The sequence below is a fragment of the Pedococcus sp. 5OH_020 genome (assembly GCF_027812955.1).
In the GTDB taxonomy this organism is placed as follows: Bacteria; Actinomycetota; Actinomycetes; order Actinomycetales; family Dermatophilaceae; genus Pedococcus.
In genome coordinates this window covers 22,827-45,592 of the sequence record NZ_JAPYZV010000015.1, presented here as the reverse complement: position 1 = coordinate 45,592, position 22,766 = coordinate 22,827, and the positions used below count along the sequence as shown (strand labels likewise).

General features: G+C 70.2%; 20 protein-coding genes, 1 tRNA gene and 1 pseudogene. 10 read left to right on the top strand and 12 right to left on the bottom strand.

The features are described from left to right. Window positions 1-2 precede the first annotated feature (2 nt). Window positions 3-926 carry an AEC family transporter gene (locus tag PHA84_RS19745; protein ID WP_270889856.1) on the top strand — a complete coding sequence of 308 codons (924 nt, stop codon included), beginning with the start codon at window positions 3-5 and terminating at the stop codon, window positions 924-926. A 95-nt stretch (window positions 927-1,021) separates the two neighbouring features. On the opposite strand, the gene PHA84_RS19740 is transcribed toward PHA84_RS19745, so the two are convergent. Then, a complete protein-coding gene (locus PHA84_RS19740; protein ID WP_270889855.1) occupies window positions 1,022-2,623 on the bottom strand; it encodes a helicase HerA-like domain-containing protein in 1,602 nt (533 codons plus the stop codon). A 54-nt stretch (window positions 2,624-2,677) separates the two neighbouring features. Between PHA84_RS19740 and PHA84_RS19735 the strand changes: the two genes are divergently transcribed. The 3 genes from PHA84_RS19735 to PHA84_RS19725 are packed head-to-tail and all read left to right on the top strand — an operon-like array spanning window position 2,678 to window position 3,962. Then, window positions 2,678-2,974 carry a type II toxin-antitoxin system VapB family antitoxin gene (locus PHA84_RS19735; protein ID WP_270889854.1) on the top strand — a complete coding sequence of 99 codons (297 nt, stop codon included), beginning with the start codon at window positions 2,678-2,680 and terminating at the stop codon, window positions 2,972-2,974. 41 nt (window positions 2,975-3,015) lie between these two features. After that, on the top strand, window positions 3,016-3,540 hold the full coding sequence (locus PHA84_RS19730; protein ID WP_270889853.1) for a LytR C-terminal domain-containing protein: 525 nt from the start codon (window positions 3,016-3,018) through the stop codon (window positions 3,538-3,540). A gap of 29 nt (window positions 3,541-3,569) precedes the next feature. After that, entirely contained in the window at window positions 3,570-3,962 is a 393-nt protein-coding gene (locus tag PHA84_RS19725) for a hypothetical protein (protein WP_270889852.1), read from the top strand. 31 nt (window positions 3,963-3,993) lie between these two features. On the opposite strand, the gene PHA84_RS19720 is transcribed toward PHA84_RS19725, so the two are convergent. The 3 genes from PHA84_RS19720 to PHA84_RS19710 all read right to left on the bottom strand — a co-directional run bounded on the left by PHA84_RS19720 (window position 3,994) and on the right by PHA84_RS19710 (window position 6,353). Then, on the bottom strand, window positions 3,994-4,290 hold the full coding sequence (locus tag PHA84_RS19720) for an SHOCT domain-containing protein (protein WP_270889851.1): 297 nt from the start codon (window positions 4,288-4,290) through the stop codon (window positions 3,994-3,996). Between the two features lie 135 nt (window positions 4,291-4,425). Next, a complete protein-coding gene (locus PHA84_RS19715) occupies window positions 4,426-5,100 on the bottom strand; it encodes a response regulator (protein WP_270889850.1) in 675 nt (224 codons plus the stop codon). Beyond that, on the bottom strand, window positions 5,097-6,353 hold the full coding sequence (locus tag PHA84_RS19710) for a sensor histidine kinase (RefSeq protein WP_270889849.1): 1,257 nt from the start codon (window positions 6,351-6,353) through the stop codon (window positions 5,097-5,099). The genes PHA84_RS19715 and PHA84_RS19710 overlap by 4 nt, the downstream gene beginning before the upstream one ends. 144 nt (window positions 6,354-6,497) lie before the next feature. On the opposite strand from PHA84_RS19710, the gene PHA84_RS19705 reads away from it, so the two are divergent. Beyond that, window positions 6,498-8,636, top strand: coding sequence for a bifunctional lysylphosphatidylglycerol flippase/synthetase MprF (locus tag PHA84_RS19705; RefSeq protein ID WP_270889848.1), 2,139 nt, complete (start codon window positions 6,498-6,500; stop codon window positions 8,634-8,636). A gap of 103 nt (window positions 8,637-8,739) precedes the next feature. After that, a complete protein-coding gene (locus tag PHA84_RS19700) occupies window positions 8,740-10,692 on the top strand; it encodes a glycoside hydrolase family 15 protein (protein ID WP_270889847.1) in 1,953 nt (650 codons plus the stop codon). A 246-nt stretch (window positions 10,693-10,938) separates the two neighbouring features. Here the strand turns inward: PHA84_RS19700 and PHA84_RS19695 are convergent, their stop codons facing one another. The 4 genes from PHA84_RS19695 to PHA84_RS19680 form a co-directional block, all read right to left on the bottom strand. Then, window positions 10,939-11,385 (bottom strand): Rieske (2Fe-2S) protein, encoded by a 447-nt coding sequence (locus tag PHA84_RS19695; RefSeq protein WP_270889846.1) that lies wholly within the window; start codon window positions 11,383-11,385, stop codon window positions 10,939-10,941. A gap of 13 nt (window positions 11,386-11,398) precedes the next feature. Beyond that, on the bottom strand, window positions 11,399-11,968 hold the full coding sequence (locus PHA84_RS19690) for a DUF6529 family protein (protein WP_270889845.1): 570 nt from the start codon (window positions 11,966-11,968) through the stop codon (window positions 11,399-11,401). 109 nt (window positions 11,969-12,077) lie between these two features. Next, the gene (locus PHA84_RS19685; RefSeq protein ID WP_270889844.1) at window positions 12,078-13,568 is read right to left on the bottom strand and encodes a DEAD/DEAH box helicase; all 1,491 of its coding nucleotides are present in this window, start codon (window positions 13,566-13,568) and stop codon (window positions 12,078-12,080) included. A 255-nt stretch (window positions 13,569-13,823) separates the two neighbouring features. After that, window positions 13,824-14,111: a DUF1905 domain-containing protein gene (locus PHA84_RS19680; protein WP_270889843.1), complete on the bottom strand. Its 288-nt coding sequence runs from the start codon at window positions 14,109-14,111 to the stop codon at window positions 13,824-13,826. Window positions 14,112-14,373: 262 nt separating this feature from the next. Here PHA84_RS19680 and PHA84_RS19675 point away from each other — a divergent pair, with 262 nt between their 5' ends. Continuing rightward, window positions 14,374-15,465 carry a LacI family DNA-binding transcriptional regulator gene (locus PHA84_RS19675; protein ID WP_270889842.1) on the top strand — a complete coding sequence of 364 codons (1,092 nt, stop codon included), beginning with the start codon at window positions 14,374-14,376 and terminating at the stop codon, window positions 15,463-15,465. A gap of 88 nt (window positions 15,466-15,553) precedes the next feature. Here the strand turns inward: PHA84_RS19675 and PHA84_RS19670 are convergent, their stop codons facing one another. From PHA84_RS19670 to PHA84_RS19660, 3 genes are all read right to left on the bottom strand, one after another. Next, window positions 15,554-17,524 (bottom strand): GH12 family glycosyl hydrolase domain-containing protein, encoded by a 1,971-nt coding sequence (locus PHA84_RS19670; protein WP_270889841.1) that lies wholly within the window; start codon window positions 17,522-17,524, stop codon window positions 15,554-15,556. A gap of 413 nt (window positions 17,525-17,937) precedes the next feature. Next, window positions 17,938-18,387, bottom strand: a complete 450-nt coding sequence (locus tag PHA84_RS19665; RefSeq protein ID WP_270889840.1) for an arsenate reductase ArsC — start codon at window positions 18,385-18,387, stop codon at window positions 17,938-17,940. Next, complete coding sequence (locus tag PHA84_RS19660; RefSeq protein ID WP_270889839.1) at window positions 18,384-19,169, bottom strand: aquaporin; 786 nt, start codon at window positions 19,167-19,169, stop codon at window positions 18,384-18,386. Before PHA84_RS19660 ends, PHA84_RS19665 begins: the two co-directional genes overlap by 4 nt. Between PHA84_RS19660 and PHA84_RS19655 the strand changes: the two genes are divergently transcribed. Both PHA84_RS19655 and PHA84_RS19650 read left to right on the top strand, forming a co-directional pair. Further along, window positions 19,058-20,479: a zinc-binding dehydrogenase gene (locus PHA84_RS19655; RefSeq protein WP_270889838.1), complete on the top strand. Its 1,422-nt coding sequence runs from the start codon at window positions 19,058-19,060 to the stop codon at window positions 20,477-20,479. The genes PHA84_RS19660 and PHA84_RS19655 overlap by 112 nt on opposite strands. Before the next feature lie 186 nt (window positions 20,480-20,665). After that, a pseudogene (locus tag PHA84_RS19650) lies at window positions 20,666-20,917 on the top strand (cupin domain-containing protein); the annotation flags it as partial. A 145-nt stretch (window positions 20,918-21,062) separates the two neighbouring features. Here PHA84_RS19650 and PHA84_RS19645 read toward each other — a convergent pair. Continuing rightward, window positions 21,063-21,152: transfer RNA gene (locus PHA84_RS19645), tRNA-Ser, on the bottom strand. Between the two features lie 115 nt (window positions 21,153-21,267). Here PHA84_RS19645 and PHA84_RS19640 point away from each other — a divergent pair. Beyond that, a complete protein-coding gene (locus PHA84_RS19640) occupies window positions 21,268-22,755 on the top strand; it encodes an MFS transporter (RefSeq protein WP_270889884.1) in 1,488 nt (495 codons plus the stop codon). The last annotated feature ends 11 nt before the right edge of the window (window positions 22,756-22,766 follow it).

Here is a 22,766-nt window from a genome sequence, read left to right as displayed (position 1 = left end):
CGGTGCAGGGAGTACTCACCGGCTTCACGACGATCGCCGTGGTCATCGGAGTCGGAGCCGTCCTCGCTCACCTGCGGATCGTCGACCTCGGTGCCCAGCATGTGCTCTCGCGCCTGGCCTTCTTCGTCGCCAGCCCGGCGCTCATGGTCCTCACCCTGTCGCGCGCCGACGTGCACCAGGTCCTCTCGGCCAACCTCGTGGCGTCCGTCGCGGGTGTGCTGGTGGCCGCCGGCACCTACGTCCTCCTGGCCCGCCTGCTCTGGCGAAGGTCGCTGGGGGACACCACCATCGGGGCCCTCTCCGCGGCATACGTCAACGCCGGAAACCTCGGCATCCCCGTGGCGAGCTACGTCCTCGGTGACGCCGCCTTCGTGGCGCCCACCCTGCTGCTCCAGCTGCTCGTGCTGCAACCCCTCGCCCTCGGCTTCCTCGACGCGGACGCGCGCGGCGGGCGTGCCCGCTGGTCGGAGCTGCTCAGCCGGCCCTTCCGCAACCCGCTCACGGTCGGCTCGCTCGTCGGCGTGGGGCTGTCGCTGACCGGGTGGACCTTGCCGCGAGCCGTGGCGGCGCCGCTCGGCCTCCTGGGGGACATGGCGGTCCCGGCGATGCTCGTCGCGTATGGCATCGCGCTGCGGCTGGGTCCAGGCCTCGGTCGCGCCGGGTCGGCCGCCGAGCTGGCGACCACGTCGCTGCTCAAGCTCGTGGCCCAGCCACTGGTCGCCTGGGTCGTCGCGAGTGCGGTCCTGGGCGTGCACGGACACGCCCTGCTGGCCATCGTCGTGACCTCCGCGCTCCCGACGGCACAGAACATCTTCGTCCACGCCACCCGGTACGACCGCGCGCCGGTGCTGGCTCGCGACACGATCCTGATCACCACTGTGGGAGCCCTGCCGGTCATCTTCCTGGTCGCCGCCCTCCTCGGCTGACCTGGGTGGTGTCTCGGGCCGGGCCGAGCTGCTCGGACGCCTCACCGGCGGTGGACCGGAGCGCCGTGGTGGAGGGGAAACTGCGAGGGCCGAGGTCAGCGGCGGCGGCGCGCCGTGCCGAAGATCGACCTCGTGATCTCGCGCCCGATGACGGTGCCCGCCGATCGCATCGCCGACTTGAAGGCGCTGGACCGTACGACCTGCTCGACGATGCCCGGCTCCTCCCTGGCCGGCCCGGGCGTCCGGGCAGAGGCCCGTTCGGGAGCATGCTCAGGAGCCGGCGTCGGTGGCGCCGGGGCCTGTGACGGGGTCGGCGCCGACTCCAGGCGCGATCGCAGCTTCTCGTAGGCGGACTCCCTGTCGACCGCGGCGGAGTACTTCGCGGCCAGGGCGGAGGAGGAGACGACCTGGGCGACGGTCGCGGGCTCGGACGGGGCCATGAGCGACTGCGGGGCGATCATCCGGGTCCAGGCGACAGGGGTCGGCGCGCCCCTCTCCGACAGGACCGTCACGACCGCCTCACCGGTGCCCAAGGAGGTGAGCAGCTCCTCAAGGTCGTACTCGCTGTGCGGGTAGGTCGACACGGCGGCTTTGAGGGCCTTCGCGTCGTCCGGCGTATAGGCCCGCAGGGCGTGCTGCACGCGGTTGCCGAGCTGAGCCAGCACAGTCCCAGGCACGTCCTTGGGGCTCTGGGTCACGAAGAACACGCCGACCCCCTTGGACCGGATGAGCCGCACCGTCTGCTCGATCGACTGCTGGAACGCCTTGCTGGCATCGCCGAACAGGAGGTGCGCCTCGTCGAAGAAGAAGACCAGCTTCGGCTTCTCCACGTCGCCGACCTCCGGGAGGTCGTGGAAGAGGTCGGCCAGCAGCCACATCAGGAACGTCGAGAACAGCGCCGGACGGTCCTGCACAGCCGGGAGCTCCAGGCAGGTGACCAGCCCCTTGCCGTCGGCAGCGGTCCGCAGCAGGTCCTTGGTGTCGAACTCGGGCTCGCCGAAGAAGGACTCGGCACCCTGGTCGGCGAACGAGACCAGCTCACGAAGGATCACTCCGGCAGTCGCCGAGGACAGCCCTCCGAGGCTCTTCAGGTCGGCCTTCCCCTCGTCCGAGGTGAGGAACGAGATCACCTCACGCAGGTCCTTGAGGTCGAGCAGGCCCAGCCCGTTCTTGTCCGCGTAGTGGAAGACCAGGCCGAGGCTGGACTCCTGGGTGTCGTTGAGCCCGAGGACCTTGGACAGCAGCGTGGGACCGAAAGAGGTCACGGTGGCCCGGACCGGGATGCCCGTGCCGACACCGCCGAGCGACAGGAACTCCGTGGGGTACGCCGTGCCGACCCACTCCTGACCGACCTCGCTCGCCCGCGCGGTGATCCGGTCGCTGGGTTGGCCAGCGGTGGCCATTCCGGAGAGGTCGCCCTTGATGTCCGCGAGGAAGACGGGAACGCCCTGGCCCGAGAGCTGCTCGGCCATGAGCTGCAAGGTCTTCGTCTTTCCGGTACCGGTCGCCCCGGCCACCAGCCCGTGCCTGTTCAACGTGGACAAGGGGATCCGGACGGGCGCATCAGGGTAGGCCTGACCCGCGACCACCGCCGCGCCGAAGTGCAGGGCGGCTCCCTGGAAGGAGTACCCGGCGCGGATGGCGTCGAGCTGGGCGTGGGGCTCCGATGGCTGCTCCGGCCTCGCGTTCTGGCTCATCTTCGGCACTCTAGTGCGCGGCCACGTCCGTCCCCCTGCCCTTAAGGTGTCGTCGTGATCTTCAAGAAGGTGGGCGAGGGTCGTCCCTACCCCGACCATGGGCGGCAGTCTCCCCGCGACTGGGCGGACGTCCCGCCGCGCATGGTGCGTCTCGACGAGCTGGTCACCACGAAGCGGAACCTCGACCTGGGCCTGTTGCTCGCCGAGGACTCCACGTTCTACGGGGACCTCTTCGCGCACGTCGTCGAGTGGGAAGGCACGCTCTACCTGGAGGACGGCCTGCACCGCGCGCTGCGGGCAGCGCTCCAGCAGCGACCTACCCTGCACGCCCGCGTCCTCGTGCTTGACTAGCCCGCAACCGGACTGGCCCGGCGGCGCGGTCGGAGGTGCAGATGAGCTACATCGTCGAGTCCGGCGCGTCCACCTCACGGCGCGCACGACGTCGTCGCACGCTCGTGACCTTGGCCGTCGTGACTCTCATGCTGTTCTTCGCCTTCTGGTACGCCTACTCGTACTACCGCGACGCGCCGGTGCGCCGCGCCACACCCACCGCTACCTGCAGCACCCGGCCGGGAGTCGCGCGCCCCTCGGGGGTCACCGTAAACGTCTACAACGCGACCGACCGGAGCGGTCTGGCCGCGAAGACGGCCGCCGAGGTGCGCAAGCGAGGCTTCAAGGTGTCCACCGTGGCGAACGACCCTTTGCAGAAGACCGTGACCGGGACAGCCGAGGTCCGATACGGGAAGAGTGGGGCGGCCGGCAGCAGGCTCGTCCTCAGGCTGGTCAAAGGCGCCAAGGCGGTGCGCGACTCCCGCACCGACTCCTCGGTCGACCTCGTGCTGGGAAACAGGTTCACCGCCCTGGCTCGCCCAGCGAAGACCACTCCGGCCAGCAGCCCCACGACCACCACCTGCTGACGGCGCAGCCTCGTCGTAGCGTTGTCCCTATGATCACCGTCGAGCTGGCGCGGAGCCTGGGTGCGGCAGGCGTCCTGTGGGAGCCGGCCCCTGGCGACCGGTTCACGATCGACCAGCCCAACGTCGTGGGGGAGGTGTTCTGGATCAGCCACCTGACCATCGACGTCCACACCTTCAAGGGGCAGCCGCTGCTCGGGTTCAACGGAACCACCGAATGGGCGTTGGACTCCGTGACGCTCGACACGGCGCTGTGGCTTCCCCGCGAAGACCAGCTCCGAGAGCTGCTGGGCGACCGCTTCGCCGGCCTGCAGCGCGCCGACGGACAGTGGACGGTCGACGTGGACACCTCCGAAGGTCGCAGCCAGTTCTGTGACCCCGACCCGGAGTGCGCGTACGCCCGGGCCTTGCTCAGCATCGCCTGAGCATGGGGCGGCGGGCAGCATGGGCGGTGGGCTATGCCGACCCGAGCCGCTTGAGTGTGGCGAGCCGACGCTCGTACTCCTGCTCGTCGATCTCCCCGGCGGCGTAGCGCTCGGCCAGACGCGCCTCACCCGCTCGTTGTCCGGTGAGGGCGTGCATCCTGCCCCAGCGGCGGCGTCCGAGGAAGCCGAAGGTCCAGATGAACGCGATGACCACGAGGAACCACAGGATCGGGAAGATCGGCCACCAGGGCCCCGGCCCGTTCCAGTGGTCGTCCGAGGCGGCGGTGGCGGTGCCGGCGAGGATGGTGCCGGCGAGGATGGTGTGCATGAGACTCCTTGTCGAGGGGCTTGACCGGACACCTCGATCCTGGGCTGGACTACCGTCCGCCGAATCCCCCACCGGGGGTCACCTGGACTGCTCCCCGGGTGGTACGCCGCTGCGAGAGCGGCCGCTCCGCACCGCTCAGTCGCTCCGCCAGCCGGGCCTAACCAGCCCGCTCTCGTAGGCCAGCACCACGAGCTGCGCGCGGTCACGGACGTGGAGCTTGACCATCGACCGGCTGACATGGGTCTTCGCCGTCGCGGGGCTGAGGAAGAGCCGCTCGGCGATCTCGTCGTTGCTCAAGCCCTCCCCGACGAGGGCGACGACCTCGCGTTCGCGGGGAGTCAGCTGCCCGAGCCGGCCGTGCTCGCGGGCGCCGATGGCCTTGCTGCGGCTGGCGAACTCGCCGATGAGCCGTCGCGTGACTCCTGGGCTGAGGAGGGCGTCGCCAGCCGCGACGGCGCGGATCCCGCGCAGCAGCTCGATGGGCTGGGTGTCCTTGACGAGGAAGCCACTGGCCCCTGCTCGCAGCGCCTCGAACACGTACTCGTCGAGGTCGAAGGTCGTGAGCATCACGACGCGCGTACGCGTCAGCGTGCGGTCCTCGACGATCGTCCGGGTCGCTTCGAGCCCGTCTCCCCCCGGCATACGCACGTCCATCAGTACAACGTCGGGCCTGAGCTCGCGCACCACCCGGACCGCCTCGGCGCCACTGGACGCCTCGCCCACCACGTCGAGGTCCGGCTCCGCGTCCAGGAGCGCACGGAGGCCTGCGCGAAGCAGTACCTGGTCGTCCGCCAGGACGACCTCGATCACGGTCCCTCGCGCGTCGGCAGTCGCGCCTCCACCCGCAGGCCGCCGAGGGGTGACGGGGCGACGCTCAGCCGCCCGCCCAGCGCAGCGGCGCGCTCCTGCATACCCCGAAGGCCGTTCCCCTGGACGATGCCGTCCGGCCGTACACCGGTGCCCCCGTCGTCGTCCACCCGGACCGTCAGCAGCGCGGCACCGTAGCCCAGCACGACCGAGGCGTGACCGGCCCGCGAGTGCCGGACCACGTTGGTGATGGCCTCCTGGACGATCCGGTATGCCGCCAGCTCCACCGAGGCGGGCAACGCGCGAGGACGCCCCTCGACAGACTTCGTCACGACGAGACCCGCAGTGGCGCTGCGGCCCACGATGTCGTCGATGGACGCAAGGGTGGGCGCCGGGGCCCGGGGGGCTGGGCCGTCCCCGTCGCGCAGGACGTCGACCATCCAGCGAAGCTCCGTGAGCGCCTCCTTGCTCGCGTCCCTGATCGCCACGAGAGCGGGCTCCACCTGCTGGGGCCGTCGGTCGGCGAGGTGAAGCGCCACGCCAGCCTGCACGTTGATGAGGGAAAGGTGGTGGGCCACCACGTCGTGGAGCTCCTGGGCGATGCGTAGCCGCTCCTCCCCTGCCTGCCGCCGGGTCCGTTCTCGGGCAGCCTCACGGAAGGTGGCGGCACGCTCCACCCTGACCCGGCCGACCTCGGCCAGCGCGAGCACGACCGTGAGCCACGCGACGACCGCCGTCTCGGAGGCCCAGGACCACGGTCCCGCGCCGAGGAGCCGTGCCACTGCATCGACCCCGACCACCGCCCCGGCCACGAGCCACGCCACGAAGCGGTGCCCCCTGGCGACGTTCACGACGAGCGCCACGACGAGGCTGGCGAAGACCGGGCCGTAGGGATAGCCCGTCGCCAGGTAGACGGCAGTCGCAGCGCCCACCCCGGCGCACAGCAGGCGAGGGTGACCTCGCAACAGGAGCAGTGTCGCCGGCCCAGCGAGAAGGAGGGCCACAGCGAGGCTGTCCAGCGCGCGGCGTTCCGGCTGGGCGTGAGCCGCGCCGAACGAACCACCGACCTGCAGCAGGAGGAGCAGGACCAGCCCCACCACCCGAACCGGTCGCGGCGGACCGCCACGCCGCGGCAGCCCGTGGGTGGACCACGGTGCAGCGTCGTGGGGTGACCGCGACCCAGCCTCACGGGCCCACCACGGTCCGGCCTGGTGGGCCGACCCAGCGCCGGGGGCCGGGTCGGCGTGCGCAGGCATACCCCCAGCGTAGGGAACCCCTGCTCGGCGGAGCGTCCGTCCGTGGCTGCAGTCGCGGCTACGCCGGCGGGAGTATCCGTGCGCCCGGCGACGTAGTCATGTTGGGGGGTGCCCGGGGCCACCGCAAGACGACACAGTGAGGGAATGGCCCGTCTCACGGCTGTCCTGCGACGGTTCCCCCTGACCGTCGGACTTGTGGTCACCATCCTCATGCTGTCCGTGGTGACGCGCTCGCTGTGGGACCCCCTGGGCTCTCGGCCGCTCGCCGAGACAGTGACCTACGGGCTTCCGGCGTTCCGGTCCGGCAGCTGGTGGACTGTGGCCACGGGGTTCCTCGTCGCGGTCCAACCGCTGCACTACGTGCCGATCCTGCTCGGGCTGGTCCTGTTCGGCGGCTTCAGCGAATGGCGGTTGGGTGGGCGACGGACGGCCGTACTGATGACTGCAGCTCATGTGCTGGGCATCGGTGGGGCTGCGCTCGTGCTGTGGCTGACCGCCGGCCACGGGTACGAGTGGAGCACGAGGCTGGCCCAGGAGCGCGATGCGGGGCCGTCAGCGGGGTTCCTCGGCGCGGCGGCGGCGGCCTCTGTGACGCTGTCGCCGCCCTGGCGTGGGCGGCTCCGCGCGGCGCTGGGCGCCTACGCGCTGCTGTTCGTGATCCACCTCGGGTCCTTGGCGGATCTCGAACACGTCCTCGCTGTCTGCGCAGGGCTCATCCTCGGGCCGGCGCTCCTTGGCCGGCTCCCCCGGCTGCGCCACAGGGCCCTCACCCGCCGCGACTTCCGCCTGCTCGCGTCCGCGTTCTTCGTTGTGGCGGCCCTCGAGGGGCTTCTCCAGCCGTTCACCACCGCGAGCGGCCCGTTGGCCAGCACCCTGTCGGACCAGGCGAGAGCCCAGGAGCTCCAGGACCGCGAGCTGCTCGGCTCGGTCGTGCAGGCGGCCTTGTGGTTGTGGTTGGCACGCAGCCTGTACAAGGGTCGACGACGAGCCTGGCGGTGGGCCACGGGCCTGCTCGCGCTGGTGGTCCTCGTCCAGCTGGTCGGAATCGTGGTGATGCTCGTCGCCGGCGAGCCGGGGCTGCCCGTGGCGCTCTACGAGGCGGTGGGCAACTCCCTGGGGCTCGCCGTGCTCTATGTCGGTCGTCATGCCTTCCGCAACCCGTCACCACGCCGGGCACGCCGGACCACGGGAAGCCTGGTCGCCCCGGCCGACGAGGGCCAGCGGCAGGCGGCCACAGTGCGCCTGACGGAGCAGGGCACCGTCAACCGCCTGGCCTGGATGACCACCTGGCCGGAGAACAGGTGGTTCGAAAGCGCCTCGTACCCGGGGTATGTGGCCTACCGGGTGCATGCGGGAGTGGCGGTGGGGCTCTGCGACCCCGTGGCGGCCTCGCCGCAGGACCGGTCGCATCTCCTGACGGCCTTCGCCGACTCTGTCCGCTCTGCCGGCCTCGTGCCCTGCCTCTTCACAGTCACCGCGGAGGCATCGACGAACGCCGCCAGCCAGGGGTGGCAGTCGCTACAGGTTGCCGAGGAGGCCGTGGTCGACCTGCAGACGCTTTCCTTCACCGGCAAGGCCTGGCAGGACGTGCGCACTGCGCTGAACCAGGCGGGCAGGCTGGGCATCTCGTTGCGGCTGGGACCACTGGGTGAGCAGCCGCGTGGTCTGCAGCTCCAGGTCAAGGCCATCTCCTCGGAATGGGTCGAGGACAAAGGGCTTCCGGAGATGGGCTTCACGCTCGGGGGTGTCGACGAGGCCCTCGACCCACACGTCCGCGTCGGTCTAGCCGTGGACGAGGACTCCACGGTCCATGGCCTGACCTCGTGGATGCCGATCTATGACGTGGGGGGCGGGGAGCCCGTCGGCTGGACTCTTGACGTCATGCGCCGCCTGCCCGGCGGCTTCCGGTACACCATGGAGTTCCTCATCTCCTCTGCTGCAACGGCTTTCAAGGCGGAAGGTTGCCGTGTCATCTCACTTTCCGGGGCGCCGCTCGCTCGGGCGCGACGCGACACGGACGGTCCTGGCACCATGCCGGTGATGGACCGGGGCACCCTCGACGCCTTCCTCGACCGTCTCGGCGGTGCGCTCGAGCCGTACTACGGCTTCCGCTCACTGCACGCCTTCAAGACCAAGTTCCAGCCGCGACTGGACCCGCTGTACCTCGTCTTCCCGGAGGCGACCGACCTGCCGCGGATCGGGCTCGCACTGAGCCGGGCGTACCTGCCGCACGCAGGGCTGCGGGACTTCGTGACCCTGGCTCGCGCGGCGCGCGCCGGCTAGGCAGAACGCGTGCGGGTCAGCGCCTCCTTCAGGGCAGCCATGGCGCACCCGCGAAAACTGCGGCACTCTCGGAGGGGGCGCCGTGGCCCCGAGGAGGTGTCGCATGACGTCAACCGTCGGACCTGGGGAGTCGTCGTCCCGGACCGGGGCGAGCCGGCAGGAAGGGCTTGCCGCGTCGGAACAGCGTCTCGTGCGGTCCCCCTTCCCGGCGATCGGCGACTACGCCTTCATCTCGGACTGCCAGGTGACCGCCCTCATCGCACCGAGCGGCAACGTCGAGTGGATGTGCCTGCCACGGATGGACTCCCCCAGCGTGTTCGGCGCCATGCTGGACCGGGACGCCGGCGGGTTCCGCCTGGGACCGGCCGACATGAACGTGCCGACGGCGCGCCGCTACCTGCCCGGCACGATGATCCTCGAGACGTCGTGGGGGACGCCCAGCGGCTGGATCATCGTGCGCGACGCTCTGCTGATGGGGCCGTGGCACCACGAGTCCGAACGGGCCTACCGGTACCGGCGGGCACCCACGGACTACGACGCCGAGCACGTCCTGCTCCGCACCATCCGCTGTGTCAACGGCGAGGTGCAGCTCGTCGCGCAGTGCAACCCGGTCTTCGAGTACGGGCGACGACAGGCGATGTGGTCCTACGAGGGCGAGGGTTACCACTGCGTGACGGCGGAGGGCGACGGGACGGACCTCAAGGTGCGGCTCACCACGGACATGCGGGTGGGCATCGAGGGACCCCAGGCGACGGTCCGCACGCTGATGAAGGAGGGGGACACCCATTACGCAGCGCTCTCGTGGACGGAACACAGCGCTCCTCAGTCGTTCGAGGAGGCCTACCGCCGGCAGGTGTGGACGGCCCACCACTGGCAGCACTGGCTCGCCCGCGGAAGGTTCCCGGACCATCCGTGGCGCACCCATCTGGAGCGCAGCGCGCTGACCCTCAAGGGACTGACGTATGCACCCACGGGCGCCTTGGTGGCCGCCGCCACCACGTCGTTGCCGGAGACGCCCAAGGGCGAGCGCAACTGGGACTACAGGTACACCTGGATCCGCGACTCGACCCTGGCGCTGTGGGCCCTCGACACGCTGGGTTTCGACTGGGAGGCGAGCGACTTCTTCTGGTTCATCGCCGACCTCGCCGAGGCCTCCGACGGCCTTCAGATCATGTACGGGCTCGACGGGGAGAAGGACCTCTCGGAGCAGACACTGGACCACCTCACGGGGTACGACGGCGCGCGTCCGGTGCGGGTGGGCAACGGAGCCTTCGACCAGAAGCAGCACGACGTATGGGGCGCGATCCTGGACTCCGTGTGGATCCACACGACTTCCAGGGACACGCTGGACGAACGCCTGTGGCCGATCCTGTCGGGCTTCGTGGAGGCAGCCATCGAGCACTGGCGCGAACCCGACCGTGGCATCTGGGAGGTCCGTGGCGACCCCAAGCACTTCACCTCCTCCAAGGTGATGTGCTGGGTGGCCGCCGATCGTGGTGCGAAGCTCGCCAGGGTCCGCGAGAGCTTCGAGGTGGCAGCGCGCTGGCAGGAGGCTGCGGACGAGATGCACGCCGACATCTGTGAGCACGGCGTGGACGACCGGGGCGTCTTCACCCAGCACTACGAGACGGACGCTCTGGACGCGTCCAACCTCCTTCTCCCTCTGGTCGGGTTCCTTCCACCTGACGACCCGCGGATGCGAGCGACGGTGTTGGCCATCGCCGACGAGCTGACCGACGACGGGCTGGTCCTGCGCTACCGGGTGGAGCAGACGGATGACGGCCTCTCCGGCGAGGAGGGGACGTTCACCATCTGTTCGTTCTGGCTGGTGTCCTGCCTGGCCATCGTGGGTCAGAAGCGAAGGGCCAGGCTGCTGTGCGAGCGGCTGCTGCACCTCGCGACGCCGCTCGGCCTCTACGCCGAGGAGATCGATGCCCGCAGCGGCCGGCACCTCGGCAACTTCCCCCAGGCGTTCACGCACCTCGGGCTGATCAACGCCGTCCTCAAGGTCATCTCAGCGGAGGAGGTGGAGGACCAGGGAGCCCTGTCGCCCTGACCGAAGGGGCGCCGCGCGTCTCCCGCCTGACCAGTCAGGTGCTGCCGCGGCCAGGACGATGCCGCGACCATCAGGACCGCGACCACGACGATGCCTCGGTCAGGACAACGCCGCGGTCGGGACAACGCCGCGGTCAGGACAACGCCGCGGTCAGGACAACGCCAGCAGGGCACCGAGCGCGAAGCCTGCGGCCACGAGCCACAGCACAGTCGGCAGTGACGACCAGAGACGGTTCACGGAGCCTCCTCATCCCAGGAGCACGGCGCCGTCCCGCACGGTGACGGGCACGGCCTGAAGGGGACTGGTCGCGGGGCCGGACAGCACCGCACCGCTGCTGACGTCGAAACGGCTTCCGTGACAAGGGCATTCGAGCTCGCCCCCCGGGCCTGAGACCAGCAGGCAGCCCTGGTGGGTGCAGACGGCGGAGAGCGCGCGTACGGCGCCACCGGGTGCACCGACGAGCACGACCTTGTCCTGAGCGACGACGAGCCCTCCCCTCGCCGGCACCTGGTCGAGCCGCGCGACGACGCGTCCTTGGCCCCCAGGAGAAGGTCCGTAGGCGTTGGCCGCCGTCCCGGCGGCGGAGACCGACGACGCCCTGGAGCGCGCCGCCGCGAAGCCCACGACCGCCGAGGCCAGGAGCAGGCCCGCACCCCTGACGACGGACCGGCGTGACAACGGCTTGATCGGCATCGCCTGGTCCCAGCTAGAAGACCGGTAGGCCGGAACGGGAGAAGAACCACAGCGCTGCGCTGGCCCAGACGGCGACCAGCGAGCCGAGGACGAGGCCCCCGAGGACGGGCACGGCCAGGGAAGGGAGGCCGTCCAGCCGCAGCCCGAGCATCTTGGCGGCATACGCCCCGTAGAAGAGGCACCCGGCGACGCTGTGCAGCATGACTCGGGGAGTCATGCTGCCGAGCCCGAGGGCCCAGAGGCAGTGGAAGGCGACGGGCAGCGTCAAGAGGAACGCGACACTGCCGCTCCAGCGATGGACGGGTCCGACCCAGCCGGGGGCCGGCCCCGCACCCGGGAGCCGCTGCCACATCCAGAGCGCCGTCACCAGCTGTAGGACGACGAGGGCCAGGGCGCCGGTGGCCAGCCACGTCTTCATCTGCAGCATGCCGGAGAAGCCCAGCGTCACGAGCGGCCGTGAGCTCGGCTCGTGCGCAGCGGCGTACACCCCGAGTGCCACGCTCACTCCGGCACCGAGAAGCAGCACTCCGGCGAGACCTGTCCTCACCGGCGCGGCCATGCCCCGTGGGACGGGCGACGCCATGGCGTCACGATCCCACGCCGCGGAGGGGGGAGGCTCCCTCAAACGACGGGGAGCCGGGTCAGCCCACGACCGCCGCCCACGAGTCCGCGCGCGACGCCAGGCGAGCTTGTCAGCGGCTGCGGCGTCCCGCGGAGAAGCCGGCGAGTCCACCACTCGAGCGCGGGGCAGCCACGCCCGGCGTACGGGGTCGCCCACCGGCATTGCCGGAAGCAGGCCGTGCCGTGGAGGTGGACCGAGAGTCCTCGCGCCGGCTCCCGCTCTTTCCGCGCGACTGGCCGGCGCCGGCGCGACCGTTGCGGCCACCCTGGCTGCGCTCGCCCGAAGAGCGGCCCCCCGACGTGCGGGCCGCACTGCGGTCACCCGTCGCCCCCCGCCGCGCCGCGTGCTGCGGCGAGGCCGGGGCGGCGACCGGAGCGACAGGCTCGGCGGTAGGGCCGGTCAGCTCGCCGATGAGGGGATGTCCTGGTGCGACCTCCGAGGCGGTCGGCTTGATCCCGGCCTGGCGCATCAGGGTCCTGGTGTCACCGCGCTCGTCGGGGGTGCTGACCGTGACGACGACGCCCTCGGCGCCCGCCCGCGCGGTACGGCCTGACCGGTGAAGGTAGGCCTTGTGCTCGGCCGGCGGGTCGACGTGGACGACCAGGGTGACGTCGTCGACGTGGATCCCGCGAGCCGCGATGTCGGTCGCGACCAGCACGCGGGTCGAGCCTTCACTGAAGGAGGCGAGGTTGCGCTGGCGCGCGCTCTGGGAGAGGTTGCCGTGCAGGTCCACGGCGGGAATGCCGGACGCCGTGAGCTGCTTCGCGAGCTTCTTCGCCCCGTGCTTCGTCCGGGTGAACGCCAGGGTTCGCCCTCGACCGGCAACCAGCTCCCGTACGACCGCCGGCTTGTTGTCGCGGGAGACGTGGAAGACGTGGTGGGTCATCGCCGGCACGGGGGAAGCCGCGGTGTCGACCGAGTGGGTGACCGGGTTCTTGAGGTACCGGCGGACGAGCTGGTCGATGGCGTTGTCCAAGGTCGCCGAGAAGAGCAGCCGCTGACCGTCGCGGGGCGTGGCGTCCATAAGGCGCTTGACGGCGGGCAGGAACCCCAGGTCGGCCATGTGGTCCGCCTCGTCCAGCACGGTGACCTCGATCGCGTCGAGCGTCACGTGCCGCTGACCGATCAGGTCCTCCAGCCTGCCCGGCGTAGCGATCACGACGTCCACGCCTCGGCGTAGCGCGGTCACCTGCGGGTTCTGGCCCACGCCGCCGAAGATCGTCATGACGCGAAGATCGAGCGCCTGCGCCAGCGGAGCCATGGTCTCTGCCACCTGGGTGGCCAGCTCGCGCGTGGGGACCAGCACGAGAGCGCGCGGAGCGCCGGCGTTGCGTCGACGGGCCGACCTCGCCAGGACTGCCAACGTGGGGAGCGCGAAGGCGATGGTCTTGCCGCTGCCGGTCCGGCCACGGCCGAGGACGTCGCGACCCGTCAGGGAGTCCGGCAGCGTGGCGGCCTGGATCGGGAACGGCGCGGTGATTCCGCCCCGGTTCAGCGCGGTGACCAGGGCGGCTGGGACGCCGAGCTCGGAGAACGGGACGGTGGGATGGTGCGAAGACATGAAGGAGCTCTCATCAGCAGTAGGGGTGGCCGGCAATGCTCGACCACTCACAAACCTGTGAGCTGACGGCGCCAACCAGAGTTGGGGCGCGGAGCAGACGACCGCGATGCACCTTGTCGGGCATCGACAGGGTCAACCCTACTGGGCACCGTCCTCATTCCCGAATCGAGACTCATTCCGGAATCGGGACTCATACCCCAACGGGGCTTCAGAGCCGTACATGGCTTCCCGCAGGGGACCGATCCTAGTGCGAGGTCAGCTTCCGACCAGCAGTCGCACCGTCACCACGTCGCCGACCTCCAGCCGCTCGGCGCGGCGTACGACGGTCTTGACCGGCACGACATAGCGGCCCTCCTTGGGGAAGAGGGACGTCGTCCAGCGGGTACTGCCGATGCGCGCCGTCACGGGGATCATCCCCCACCCGTAGGTGACCAGTGCCGACGCCGCCTGCAGCGCCCCGGACTCCTCGTCGGGGACCGTCACGAAGTGCCACGGCGCCGGCCCCTTCCAGAACCAGATCTCGCCGCTGAACTCCAGATCCATCCCGCCAGCATAGGAGGCCGCCGCGCCCGTCCACGGGGTCGGCGCAACCGTGTCTCCGGCGTCTTCCGTTCCCCATCTCCCCGCGGTTTGGTAACGTTCTCAGACACGGCGTTGAGAGCGTTCTCAAAAGTGGCATGGGCTGGCCAAGAGGTTTCCCGGAATTCCTCGACGACGCCCAGGCAGCTCCCCCGCGAGGGCACCGCTAGGGTCGACATGGCAACGGCCAGGACAGACGTCCGGGCGGCGAGGAAGAGGGTCAACCGTGCGCAGGCTCGACGAGGTCAGGGGCATGGCGACGTTGCCGGACGTCGCGCAGCACGCGGGCGTCTCCACGGCCACAGCGGCGCGTGCACTCGGCGGCTACGGGTCGGTGCGAGAGTCGACCCGCCAGCGGGTCCTGGACGCCGCCGAGGTGCTCGGCTACCGGCCGAACGTCCTCGCACGCAGCATGATCACGGGGTCCACGCAGACCATCGGCGTGGTCATCTCCGACATCGAGAACCCGTTCTTCCGCCGTTCCCTGCGAGGCATCACGGACACGGCGCGCAGCCGGGGCTTCGAGGTCCTGCTCGCCAACACGGACGAGGAGCTGGAGAAGGAGCGCAGCGCAGTCTCACTGCTGGCAGCACGGCGCGTGGACGGGATGGTCGTGTGCCCGGCGGATGCCGGCGACCGCAAGCACCTGCGCGAGGTCATCGCGTCGGGCACGCCGATCGTCCTGCTCGACCGCCGGGTGTCCGGGCTCGCCGCGGATACGGTCGGTATCGACAACCGGAAGGCCGCACGACTGGCCACAGAGCGGCTGCTGTCCCTGGGTCACGAGCGCATCGCCATCGTGACCGGCGGCACACCGGAGATCCGGGAGCGTCTCGTGCGCCCCGACATGAGAGGTGTGGAGCGGCTCTCCGCCACCACCGTGGGCTCGCGGGCCGCCGGCTACCGGGACGCGCTGACGGCGGCGGGGATCACGATGCGTCCGGAGTACTTCTCCGCCAACGGCTTCCGGCGCGAGGACGCCGTCTCCGAGGTGCATCTCCTCATGGACCTTCCACAGCCGCCGACCGCGATCCTCGCCTTCGACTCCATCCAGTCACTGGGTGCTTTGCAGTGCTTTCGCGAGCGGAGTATCCGGTGCCCCGAGCACGTCTCCCTGCTGGGGTTCGACGACGCGGAGTGGGCCGACCTGGTGTCGCCGCCGCTCACGGTCGTCACACAGCCGATGTACGAGATCGGCGTGGCAGCGTGTGAGCGCCTGCTGGACCGCATCGGCGGCGAGCAGCGGTCGCCGGTCCACGACAGGCTTCCCACGGTGTTCGTTGAGCGTTCCTCCATCGGGCCACCCACCCACGGCTGACAAGCCCGGGCGCCGCCGGCACTGGGTGTCGGCGGCGCCTGCGCCTGCGGTTCCCGAGACGCGTCGGGAGCGGGGTCAGGAGTCGGTGTCAGCTGTCGGTGATGGAGAAGTCGGTGAAGTGCCACGTGGCCTGGGAGCCGCCCGTGTCGACGATCTCCACGCCGTAGCAGATCTGGTCGACCGTGGATCCCGAGGCGACCCGGCCGTGGCTGACCAGGTAGGTCAGCATGGCCTTGAGGTCGACGGTCCCCGAGGGGTACCGGGCCCCGCCTGAGGGGACGAAGGCGATGTACCCGTTGCCGCTGGTCGCGTACACGTCCCAGGTCCGCCCGCCGAGGCTGACCCCGGAGGCGAACCGGGACCCGGCCGGGACCTGGTTGTGGTTGTCGGTCCAGATCATCACCTCGTCGTTGGGCACCCCGTTGAGCCACAGGTCGTAGGCGACGTTGTAGATCCCGACGCCAGGGGCGGTGGCGGCGTAGGTGGAGGTGAGCCGGGGGAAGCTGGAGATGGTCCGCCCGGAGTAGTCCTTGTGCACGTTGGGGTAGGTCTTGACCGCGCCGTCGCCGGTGTTGGTGGCCGTGCCGTAGTGGTTCCAGGACTTGTAGGAGCAGACCTCCGTGGTGCCTCTGGTGCCGGGATAGCGCGAGGCGTTCCACAGGTTGTTGTGCACGTAGTACCCACCGTTGCTGATCCCGCCGTTGGGGTCACTGGTGGTGAAGATCGGGCTCGTGCACGTGGTGCCGGGGGTCACGGGGGTTGCCGGGGCCAGGTAGTAGCCCGCGACGTCTGCGAAGAAGTGCGTCGACCCGGCCGACCCGTTGTAGACGGCGACCTTGCCGTTGCTTCCTAGCCTGGAGACCACCAGGTTGGGCACGATCTGTCCTGCTGAGAAGTTCACGTTCGACGTCCCCGGGCGCGATGACCCGTCGGCGTAGAGGGTGGCATAGCCGCTACGAGTGGGGCTGGCCACGGTGACGTTCAGCACGACCGCGGCCACGCCAGTCGCCGGTATGCCGCCCCGGCCCGTGAGCTGAAGGTGGAGAGTGCCGCCGGGGGCCACCTTGACAGCCGGCGCCCCGACACCTGAGCGAGTGTCCAGAACTCGCGCCGGCGCGACAGACCTGAACGCTCCAGGCGCACTCGGCGTGCCCGCAAGGTAGTAGCCGGCGATGTCCGCGAAGAAGTGCGTCGAACCGGTCGACCCGTTGTAGAGGGCGATCCTGCCGGTGGTACCCACTCTTGCCACCACGAGGTTCGGCACCGACTGGCCAGCCCTGAAGTTCAGGTTGGACGTGCCCGGTCGGGCCGACCCGTCGGCATACACCGTGGCGTAGCCGCCCTGGCTCGGGGCGGTGACCGTCACGTTCACCACCACCGCCGAGACCCCGGTCGCCGGCACTCCACCGCGACCGGTCACCTGCACGGGCATGACGCCGCCCGGCCCGACCGGGGCGGCCGGCGCTCCGACGCCGAAGCGCGTGTCGAGCACTCTCGCCGGCGCAACAGGCCGGAAGGCGCCAGGAGTGGTGGGAGCGCCCGACAGGTAGTAGCCACTGACGTCCGCGAAAAGGTGCGTCGAGCCCGCGGAGCCGTTGTACAGCGACACCTTGCCGTTGGCGCCCACCTGAGCGACCACGAGGTTGGCGACGCCCTGGCCAGCGGTGAAGTTGAGGTTGGAGGTTCCAGGCCGTCCCGCGCCATCCGCGTAGGCGGTCACAAAGCCGCTTCGGGTGGGGCTGGCCACGGCGACGTTCAGCACGACTGCGGAGACAGCGGTGGCGGGGACGCCGCCCCTTCCATCGACCTGGAGGTGCAGGGTCCCACCGGGACCCACTGCGGCGGCCGGAGCACCCACACCGGTGCGGGTGTCGAGAAGGCGCGTCGGCGTGACTGGCTTGAAGGTGCCCGGAACGGCGGTGGTCGCTGTCGTCGCGGACGCAACGCTGGGAGTCGCCATCGCCGGCGTCGCGGCGCTCGTGGGCGCCGCAGAGACCCAGGACAGGGCGAGAAGTAGGGCAGAGATCCAGAACAGGCGACCAGCGCTCAACCGGGTCATGATGCACTCCTTGCATCGTTTCGTGGCTGTGACGAACGACTTGGCCCCGACCCGGGCGTGGAACAGGGTCCGTGGTTTGCGCGCAGCACATATCGACGCTCTTGCCCGCGGTCACGGTCGTCCTGGTGACGCCGCTCCCGTTCCCTGCGCCCTTCCTAGGGCTTCGGGCGTTTGCTCCGCATATAGTCACCCTTCGCCTCTCCGAGGGCAAGATGTGCATTTGACGCGTCTCATCCTCTGGTTGGCGCAGTCTCAGCCCGGGGTGAACCGACCTACCTCTTGAGGAGCGGGGCGCCCGTCGGGGACTGGAAGCGTGCCTGCTCCACGGCGGCTGAGCCTTTCCAGACCTGTGTGGGTGTCGGCCGAGGCTGGGGCACGCGTCGACTGCTCGTAGCACAGTTCCGGCACCTGCGTCACTCATGATCGACGTGGTGGGCAACCGCCCTGGGCGGAATGTCCAGGCTGGTCAGGAGTGCGACGACGCGGGTCCGGATCTCGTCGCGAATGGGGCGTACGGCGTCCAGGCCCTGTCCGGCAGGGTCCTCAAGGTCCCAGACCTCGTACCGCTTGCCCGGGTAGATGGGGCACGTGTCCCCGCAGCCCATGGTGATGACGACGTCGGATGCCTTCACCGCATCGGTCGTGAGCAGCTTCGGTCGCTCGGCGGTGATGTCGATGCCGTCTTCCAGCATGGCCTCCTGCACGGCGGGGTTGATCCGGTCACCCGGTTCCGAACCGGCAGAGAGCACCTCGACGGCCCCGCGGGAGAGGTGGTGGGTGTACGCCGCGGCCATCTGGGAGCGGCCTGCGTTGTGCACGCAGACGTAGAGCACGCAGGGGAGGGTCGCCGGGGTGGCCGTCATTGCCGAGCGTCCTGTCCTGGAAGCTGGGTTGATGCTGCCTCGGGTCCTTGGAGGGAGCAGGTGGGGTGCGGCAGGACCAGGTCGTCGGCGATGTTCCTGACGTCGGGGTAGAGGGCCAGGACGACGGCAAGGCCGAACGCGCCTCCGATCACCTGGGCGATGACGAAGGCGGGCGTTGAGGCGGGCGCGATGCCCGCGAAGGTGTCCGACACCATCCGACCGACCGTCACCGCGGGGTTGGCGAAGGAGGTGGAGCTGGTGAACCAGTACGCCGCCCCGATGTACGCACCGACCGCCGGGGCAGCAACAGCTCCACGGCCGGTTCGAGCGAGCGCGAAGATCAGCGACACCAGGCCCGACGTCGCCACGAGCTCCCCGAGCAGGTGCCCTGGACTCGCCCGATGCCTGGTGGACAGCGACGTCGCCGCCTCGAACATGGCGTTGGCGAGTACCGACCCGGCGAGGGCACCGGAGAACTGCGCGACGGCATACGCGCCCGTGTCCCGCAGTGACAGGCCGGCCCCGACGCGGCGGCCGGCAACCCAGTCCGCGAGTGACACGACAGGGTTGAAGTGAGCGCCGGACACGGGCCCGAAGAGCAGGATCAGCACGGTCAGGCCGAGCACCGTGGCAGTGCTGTTCTCCAGCAGCTGGAGCCCGGCATCGCCGGGTGAGAGCCGCTGGGCCGCAATCCCGGAGCCGACCACGACGGCCACCAGCAGGGCGGTCCCCAGGAACTCGGCGAGGAGGCTGCGCGGGAGGGACGGAACGTGGCTGGTCACACCGACATGGTGGCCTGTGGCCATCTCCTAGGTCGAACGCGACTCGAGATGGAGCCGTTCGGGCAGCGCCGGCACCGCGCCCGACCTCGTCGCCGAGCGCCACTGCACCGTGCACACCCAGACCGCCAACCAGTGGACCCAGCAGATCCACGTCGGGGGCGAACAGGGATCGCGAACGCTCGCAGAGCCTGGCCCCCAGCCCTCTGGCTCCCTCGCGTTCGAGCACGCTGCGGTACTACGAGACCATCGGTGTCGTTGCACCAGTGGGTCGCGTAGCAAGCAGCGACCACCGGGTGTACGACGAGGAGGACCTCGACCGGCTGATCTGGGTCGCCTGCCTGGCTGCGACGGGCATGTCTGTCGCTGAGATGCGGCAGTACGTGTCCAACGGGCAGCTCGGCCCGTCGGGTGCCGCGGACCAGGTCCGGCTGCTACAGGAGCAGGACCGCCGCCTCACCGCCGAGGCGCAGCGCATCGCTCTACGTCAGCGGTACGTGCGCCTCAAAGTCGAGTACTGGCGTGCCGTCCAAGCCGGCGACGACGCTCGCACGCAGGAGCTGTCCGAGCAGGCTCGCGCAGTCGCCGACGAGCTCGCCCGCACCAAGAAGAACGAGCAACACCACCCCCGCAGTCCCGCGCCTTTCGCTGCCGGGCCACTGAAGGTGCCCGGAGCGAACTACTCCGAGGAGACGATGGCGTCCCTGCTGGCGCTCACCGACGTCATGAGCACCGGGTACCACGCCGCGGTCAGTGCAGGCGTCACGGCCGGCTCAACTGTCGCTGTCGTCGGAGACGGCGCCGTCGGCCTGTCCGGCGTCCTGTCCGCGCAGCTCCTCGGCGCGAAGCGCATCATCCTCCTCGGCAGCACCCACCAGGACCGTCACGCTCTCGCCCGCGAGTGGGGCGCGACCGACATCATCACCGTCCGCGGTGAGGAGGCCGTGAAGGCGCTACAGGACCTGACCGACGGGTACGGCGCCGACGCCGTGCTGGAGCGCGTCGGCACCAGGGAAGCGACGCAGACCGCGTTCGCCGTTGCCAGGGCCGGCGCGGTCGTCGGCCGCGTCGGTGTCCCCCACGACGCGCCCGTCGACGCAGGGGGCACGTTCTACCGCAACGTCGGCATGCGTGGCGGCCCCGCACCAGCCCGCCACTACCAGCCCGACCTGCTCGAGGCCGTGATCGCAGGGAGCATCAACCCGGGGAAGGTGTTCGACCTGAGCGTCGACCTCGAGGACATCGCCGACGCGTACGCCGCCATGGACGAGCGCCGCGCGATCAAGGCCCTCGTCCGCGTCGGCGACCGCTGACCTCCACCACCAGCCCGCACACTCCCCGAGAAGAGGCACTCAGCGTGAAGTTCACCCCCAGCAGCGGTCAGACCGGTACCGGCCCGGCCGACTGGTCCACCGGCGCCGTCCACATCGACGGCATCCGCCAATCCTGACGACCAGTCCGCCGTTGGCGCGGCCCACGTTCGGTTCCCCCCCGGCTCCCGCAGGGCCTGGCACACCCATCGCAAGGGTCAGACCCTGTACGTCACCGACGGCATCGGATACGTCGCCCGCCGCGGCGGAGACGTCCAGGAGATCCGCCCCGGCGACGTCGTCTACATCGAACCGGGCGAGGAACAGTGGCATGGCGCCACCCCCGACCGGTTCATGGGCCACGTCGCCATCCAGGAAGCAGACGACGGGCAAGTCGTCATGTGGCTCGACCATGTCACCGAGGACGAGTACCGCAGCTGACCGCACGCGCCCGTCGATGTATGCGGTAGCACCGCCGGCCGCGGTGCGAACCGTCGTTCGTAACGTGCTCCTGCCAGATCCCGGGCGTTCGAGAACTGTGAGGGACCCCGACGAGCATGTCGGGATCCCTCACGCTTGGTTGGCTTGGCGGTGGCGGTGGGATTTGAACCCACGGAGGGCGTTAACCCTCACACGCTTTCGAGGCGTGCTCCTTAGGCCGCTCGGACACGCCACCGCCGAGCAGAGTACTAGAGCCGCACCCGCCCCCGAAATCGCCTCCGCGGCCCCGCTGGCGTCCGAGATCGAGACGCTGGGGAATGCCTCTGGACCGGCGAGCCTTGTCCTTGAGCGTGACGTCACCTTCGCACGCCTCCGTCGGACTGCGCTCAGAGCGCGGCCCCATCCTCTTGGCGCTGATGGTCTCGACCGGCGTGATCGCCATCGATGCGACCATCCTCGCGACCGCCGTACCATCCGTCGTGCGCGACCTCGGCGGCTTCGCGCAGTTCCCCTGGCTCTTCTCGGTGTACCTCCTGGCCCAGGCCGTGTCCGTCCCGGTGTACGCCAAGCTGGCCGACACCGTCGGGCGCAAGCCGCTGATGCTCCTCGGCATAGGGCTGTTCCTGGTCGGATCGGTGCTGTGCGGGTTCGCCTGGAGCATGCCTGCCCTCATCGCCTTTCGCGCGGTGCAGGGCCTCGGTGCGGGGGCGGTCCAGCCCATGGCCATCACCATCGCCGGTGACATCTACAGCGTCGCCGAGCGGGCGAAGGCACAGGGATACCTCGCCAGTGTCTGGGCGATCGCCTCGGTCGTCGGCCCGACCCTGGGTGGAGTCTTCTCCCAGCTCGGCATCTGGCGGTGGATCTTCTTCGTCAACGTGCCCCTGTGCCTGGTGGCCGGTGGCTTGATCCTGCGCAGCTTCCACGAGCGGGTCGAACGCCGACAGCATCGGGTGGACTACCTGGGCTCGGTCCTGCTCACCACGGCGATGACGCTGGTGATCCTGGGCGTGCTCGAAGGTGGGCAGGCCTGGGCGTGGGCCTCGCCGACCAGCGTCGCGGTGTTCGTCGTGGGAGGGCTGCTCCTCGCCACTTTCGCCCTCGTGGAGCGGCGCGCCGCCGAGCCGGTGCTGCCTCTGTGGGTGTTCAGCCGCAGGCTGCTCGCCACGACGACGGCGTTGTCCCTGGGCGTGGGCGTGATCCTCATCGGGCTGACGTCCTTCGTCCCGACCTACCTCGAGAACTCCCTCGGCGTACCACCGCTGGTAGCCGGTCTTGCGCTCGCAGCGCTCACCCTCGGCTGGCCGCTCAGCGCCACGCTCTCGGGCCGGATCTTCTACCTGCGCCTGGGGTTTCGCCCGACGATCCTGATCGGCCTCGCCCTCATCGTGGCGGGTTCCGCCACACTGGCACTGCTCTCGCATTCTCCCTCGGTGGCGGTCGTGGCCATCGGCTGCTTCGTCACAGGCATGGGCATGGGCCTCGTGGCCACCCCCGCGCTGATCGCGGCCCAGGCGAGCGTGGCGTGGCACGAAAGGGCGGTGGCCACCGGGACGAGCATGTTCGCCCGGTCGATCGGCAGTGCCGTGGGCGCGGCGGTCTTCGGAGCGGTGGCCAATGCTGTCATCGCCTCCTCCGGCCGTCCGGAGACCGACCCCAGCACGGCGGTGGCCTCCGGCTCTGCCGTGTTCGTAGCGGTCCTCGTCGCCTCCGTCCTGACGGTGGTCGCCGGCGCCGTCATGCCACGGGTGACCGCAGCATCCGCAGAAGAGTCGGGCCAGAGGTCGGCCGAGAGCTCACCTACGGTGCAGGCCGCCTCCGCCCCGAGCCCGAGGTAGCGTCCTTCGGT

What these genes read in the sequence shown, in the direction of transcription:
- PHA84_RS19700 (WP_270889847.1), top strand. Translation starts at nt 8,740, where the DNA reads ATGACGTCAACCGTCGGACCTGGGGAGTCGTCGTCCCGGACCGGGGCG.
- PHA84_RS19710 (WP_270889849.1), bottom strand. Translation starts at nt 6,353, where the DNA reads ATGCCTGCGCACGCCGACCCGGCCCCCGGCGCTGGGTCGGCCCACCAG.
- PHA84_RS19740 (WP_270889855.1), bottom strand. Translation starts at nt 2,623, where the DNA reads ATGAGCCAGAACGCGAGGCCGGAGCAGCCATCGGAGCCCCACGCCCAG.
- PHA84_RS19690 (WP_270889845.1), bottom strand. Translation starts at nt 11,968, where the DNA reads ATGGCGTCGCCCGTCCCACGGGGCATGGCCGCGCCGGTGAGGACAGGT.
- PHA84_RS19670 (WP_270889841.1), bottom strand. Translation starts at nt 17,524, where the DNA reads ATGACCCGGTTGAGCGCTGGTCGCCTGTTCTGGATCTCTGCCCTACTT.
- PHA84_RS19680 (WP_270889843.1), bottom strand. Translation starts at nt 14,111, where the DNA reads ATGGATCTGGAGTTCAGCGGCGAGATCTGGTTCTGGAAGGGGCCGGCG.
- PHA84_RS19685 (WP_270889844.1), bottom strand. Translation starts at nt 13,568, where the DNA reads ATGTCTTCGCACCATCCCACCGTCCCGTTCTCCGAGCTCGGCGTCCCA.
- PHA84_RS19730 (WP_270889853.1), top strand. Translation starts at nt 3,016, where the DNA reads ATGAGCTACATCGTCGAGTCCGGCGCGTCCACCTCACGGCGCGCACGA.
- PHA84_RS19705 (WP_270889848.1), top strand. Translation starts at nt 6,498, where the DNA reads ATGGCCCGTCTCACGGCTGTCCTGCGACGGTTCCCCCTGACCGTCGGA.
- PHA84_RS19725 (WP_270889852.1), top strand. Translation starts at nt 3,570, where the DNA reads ATGATCACCGTCGAGCTGGCGCGGAGCCTGGGTGCGGCAGGCGTCCTG.
- PHA84_RS19665 (WP_270889840.1), bottom strand. Translation starts at nt 18,387, where the DNA reads ATGACGGCCACCCCGGCGACCCTCCCCTGCGTGCTCTACGTCTGCGTG.
- PHA84_RS19695 (WP_270889846.1), bottom strand. Translation starts at nt 11,385, where the DNA reads ATGCCGATCAAGCCGTTGTCACGCCGGTCCGTCGTCAGGGGTGCGGGC.
- PHA84_RS19720 (WP_270889851.1), bottom strand. Translation starts at nt 4,290, where the DNA reads ATGCACACCATCCTCGCCGGCACCATCCTCGCCGGCACCGCCACCGCC.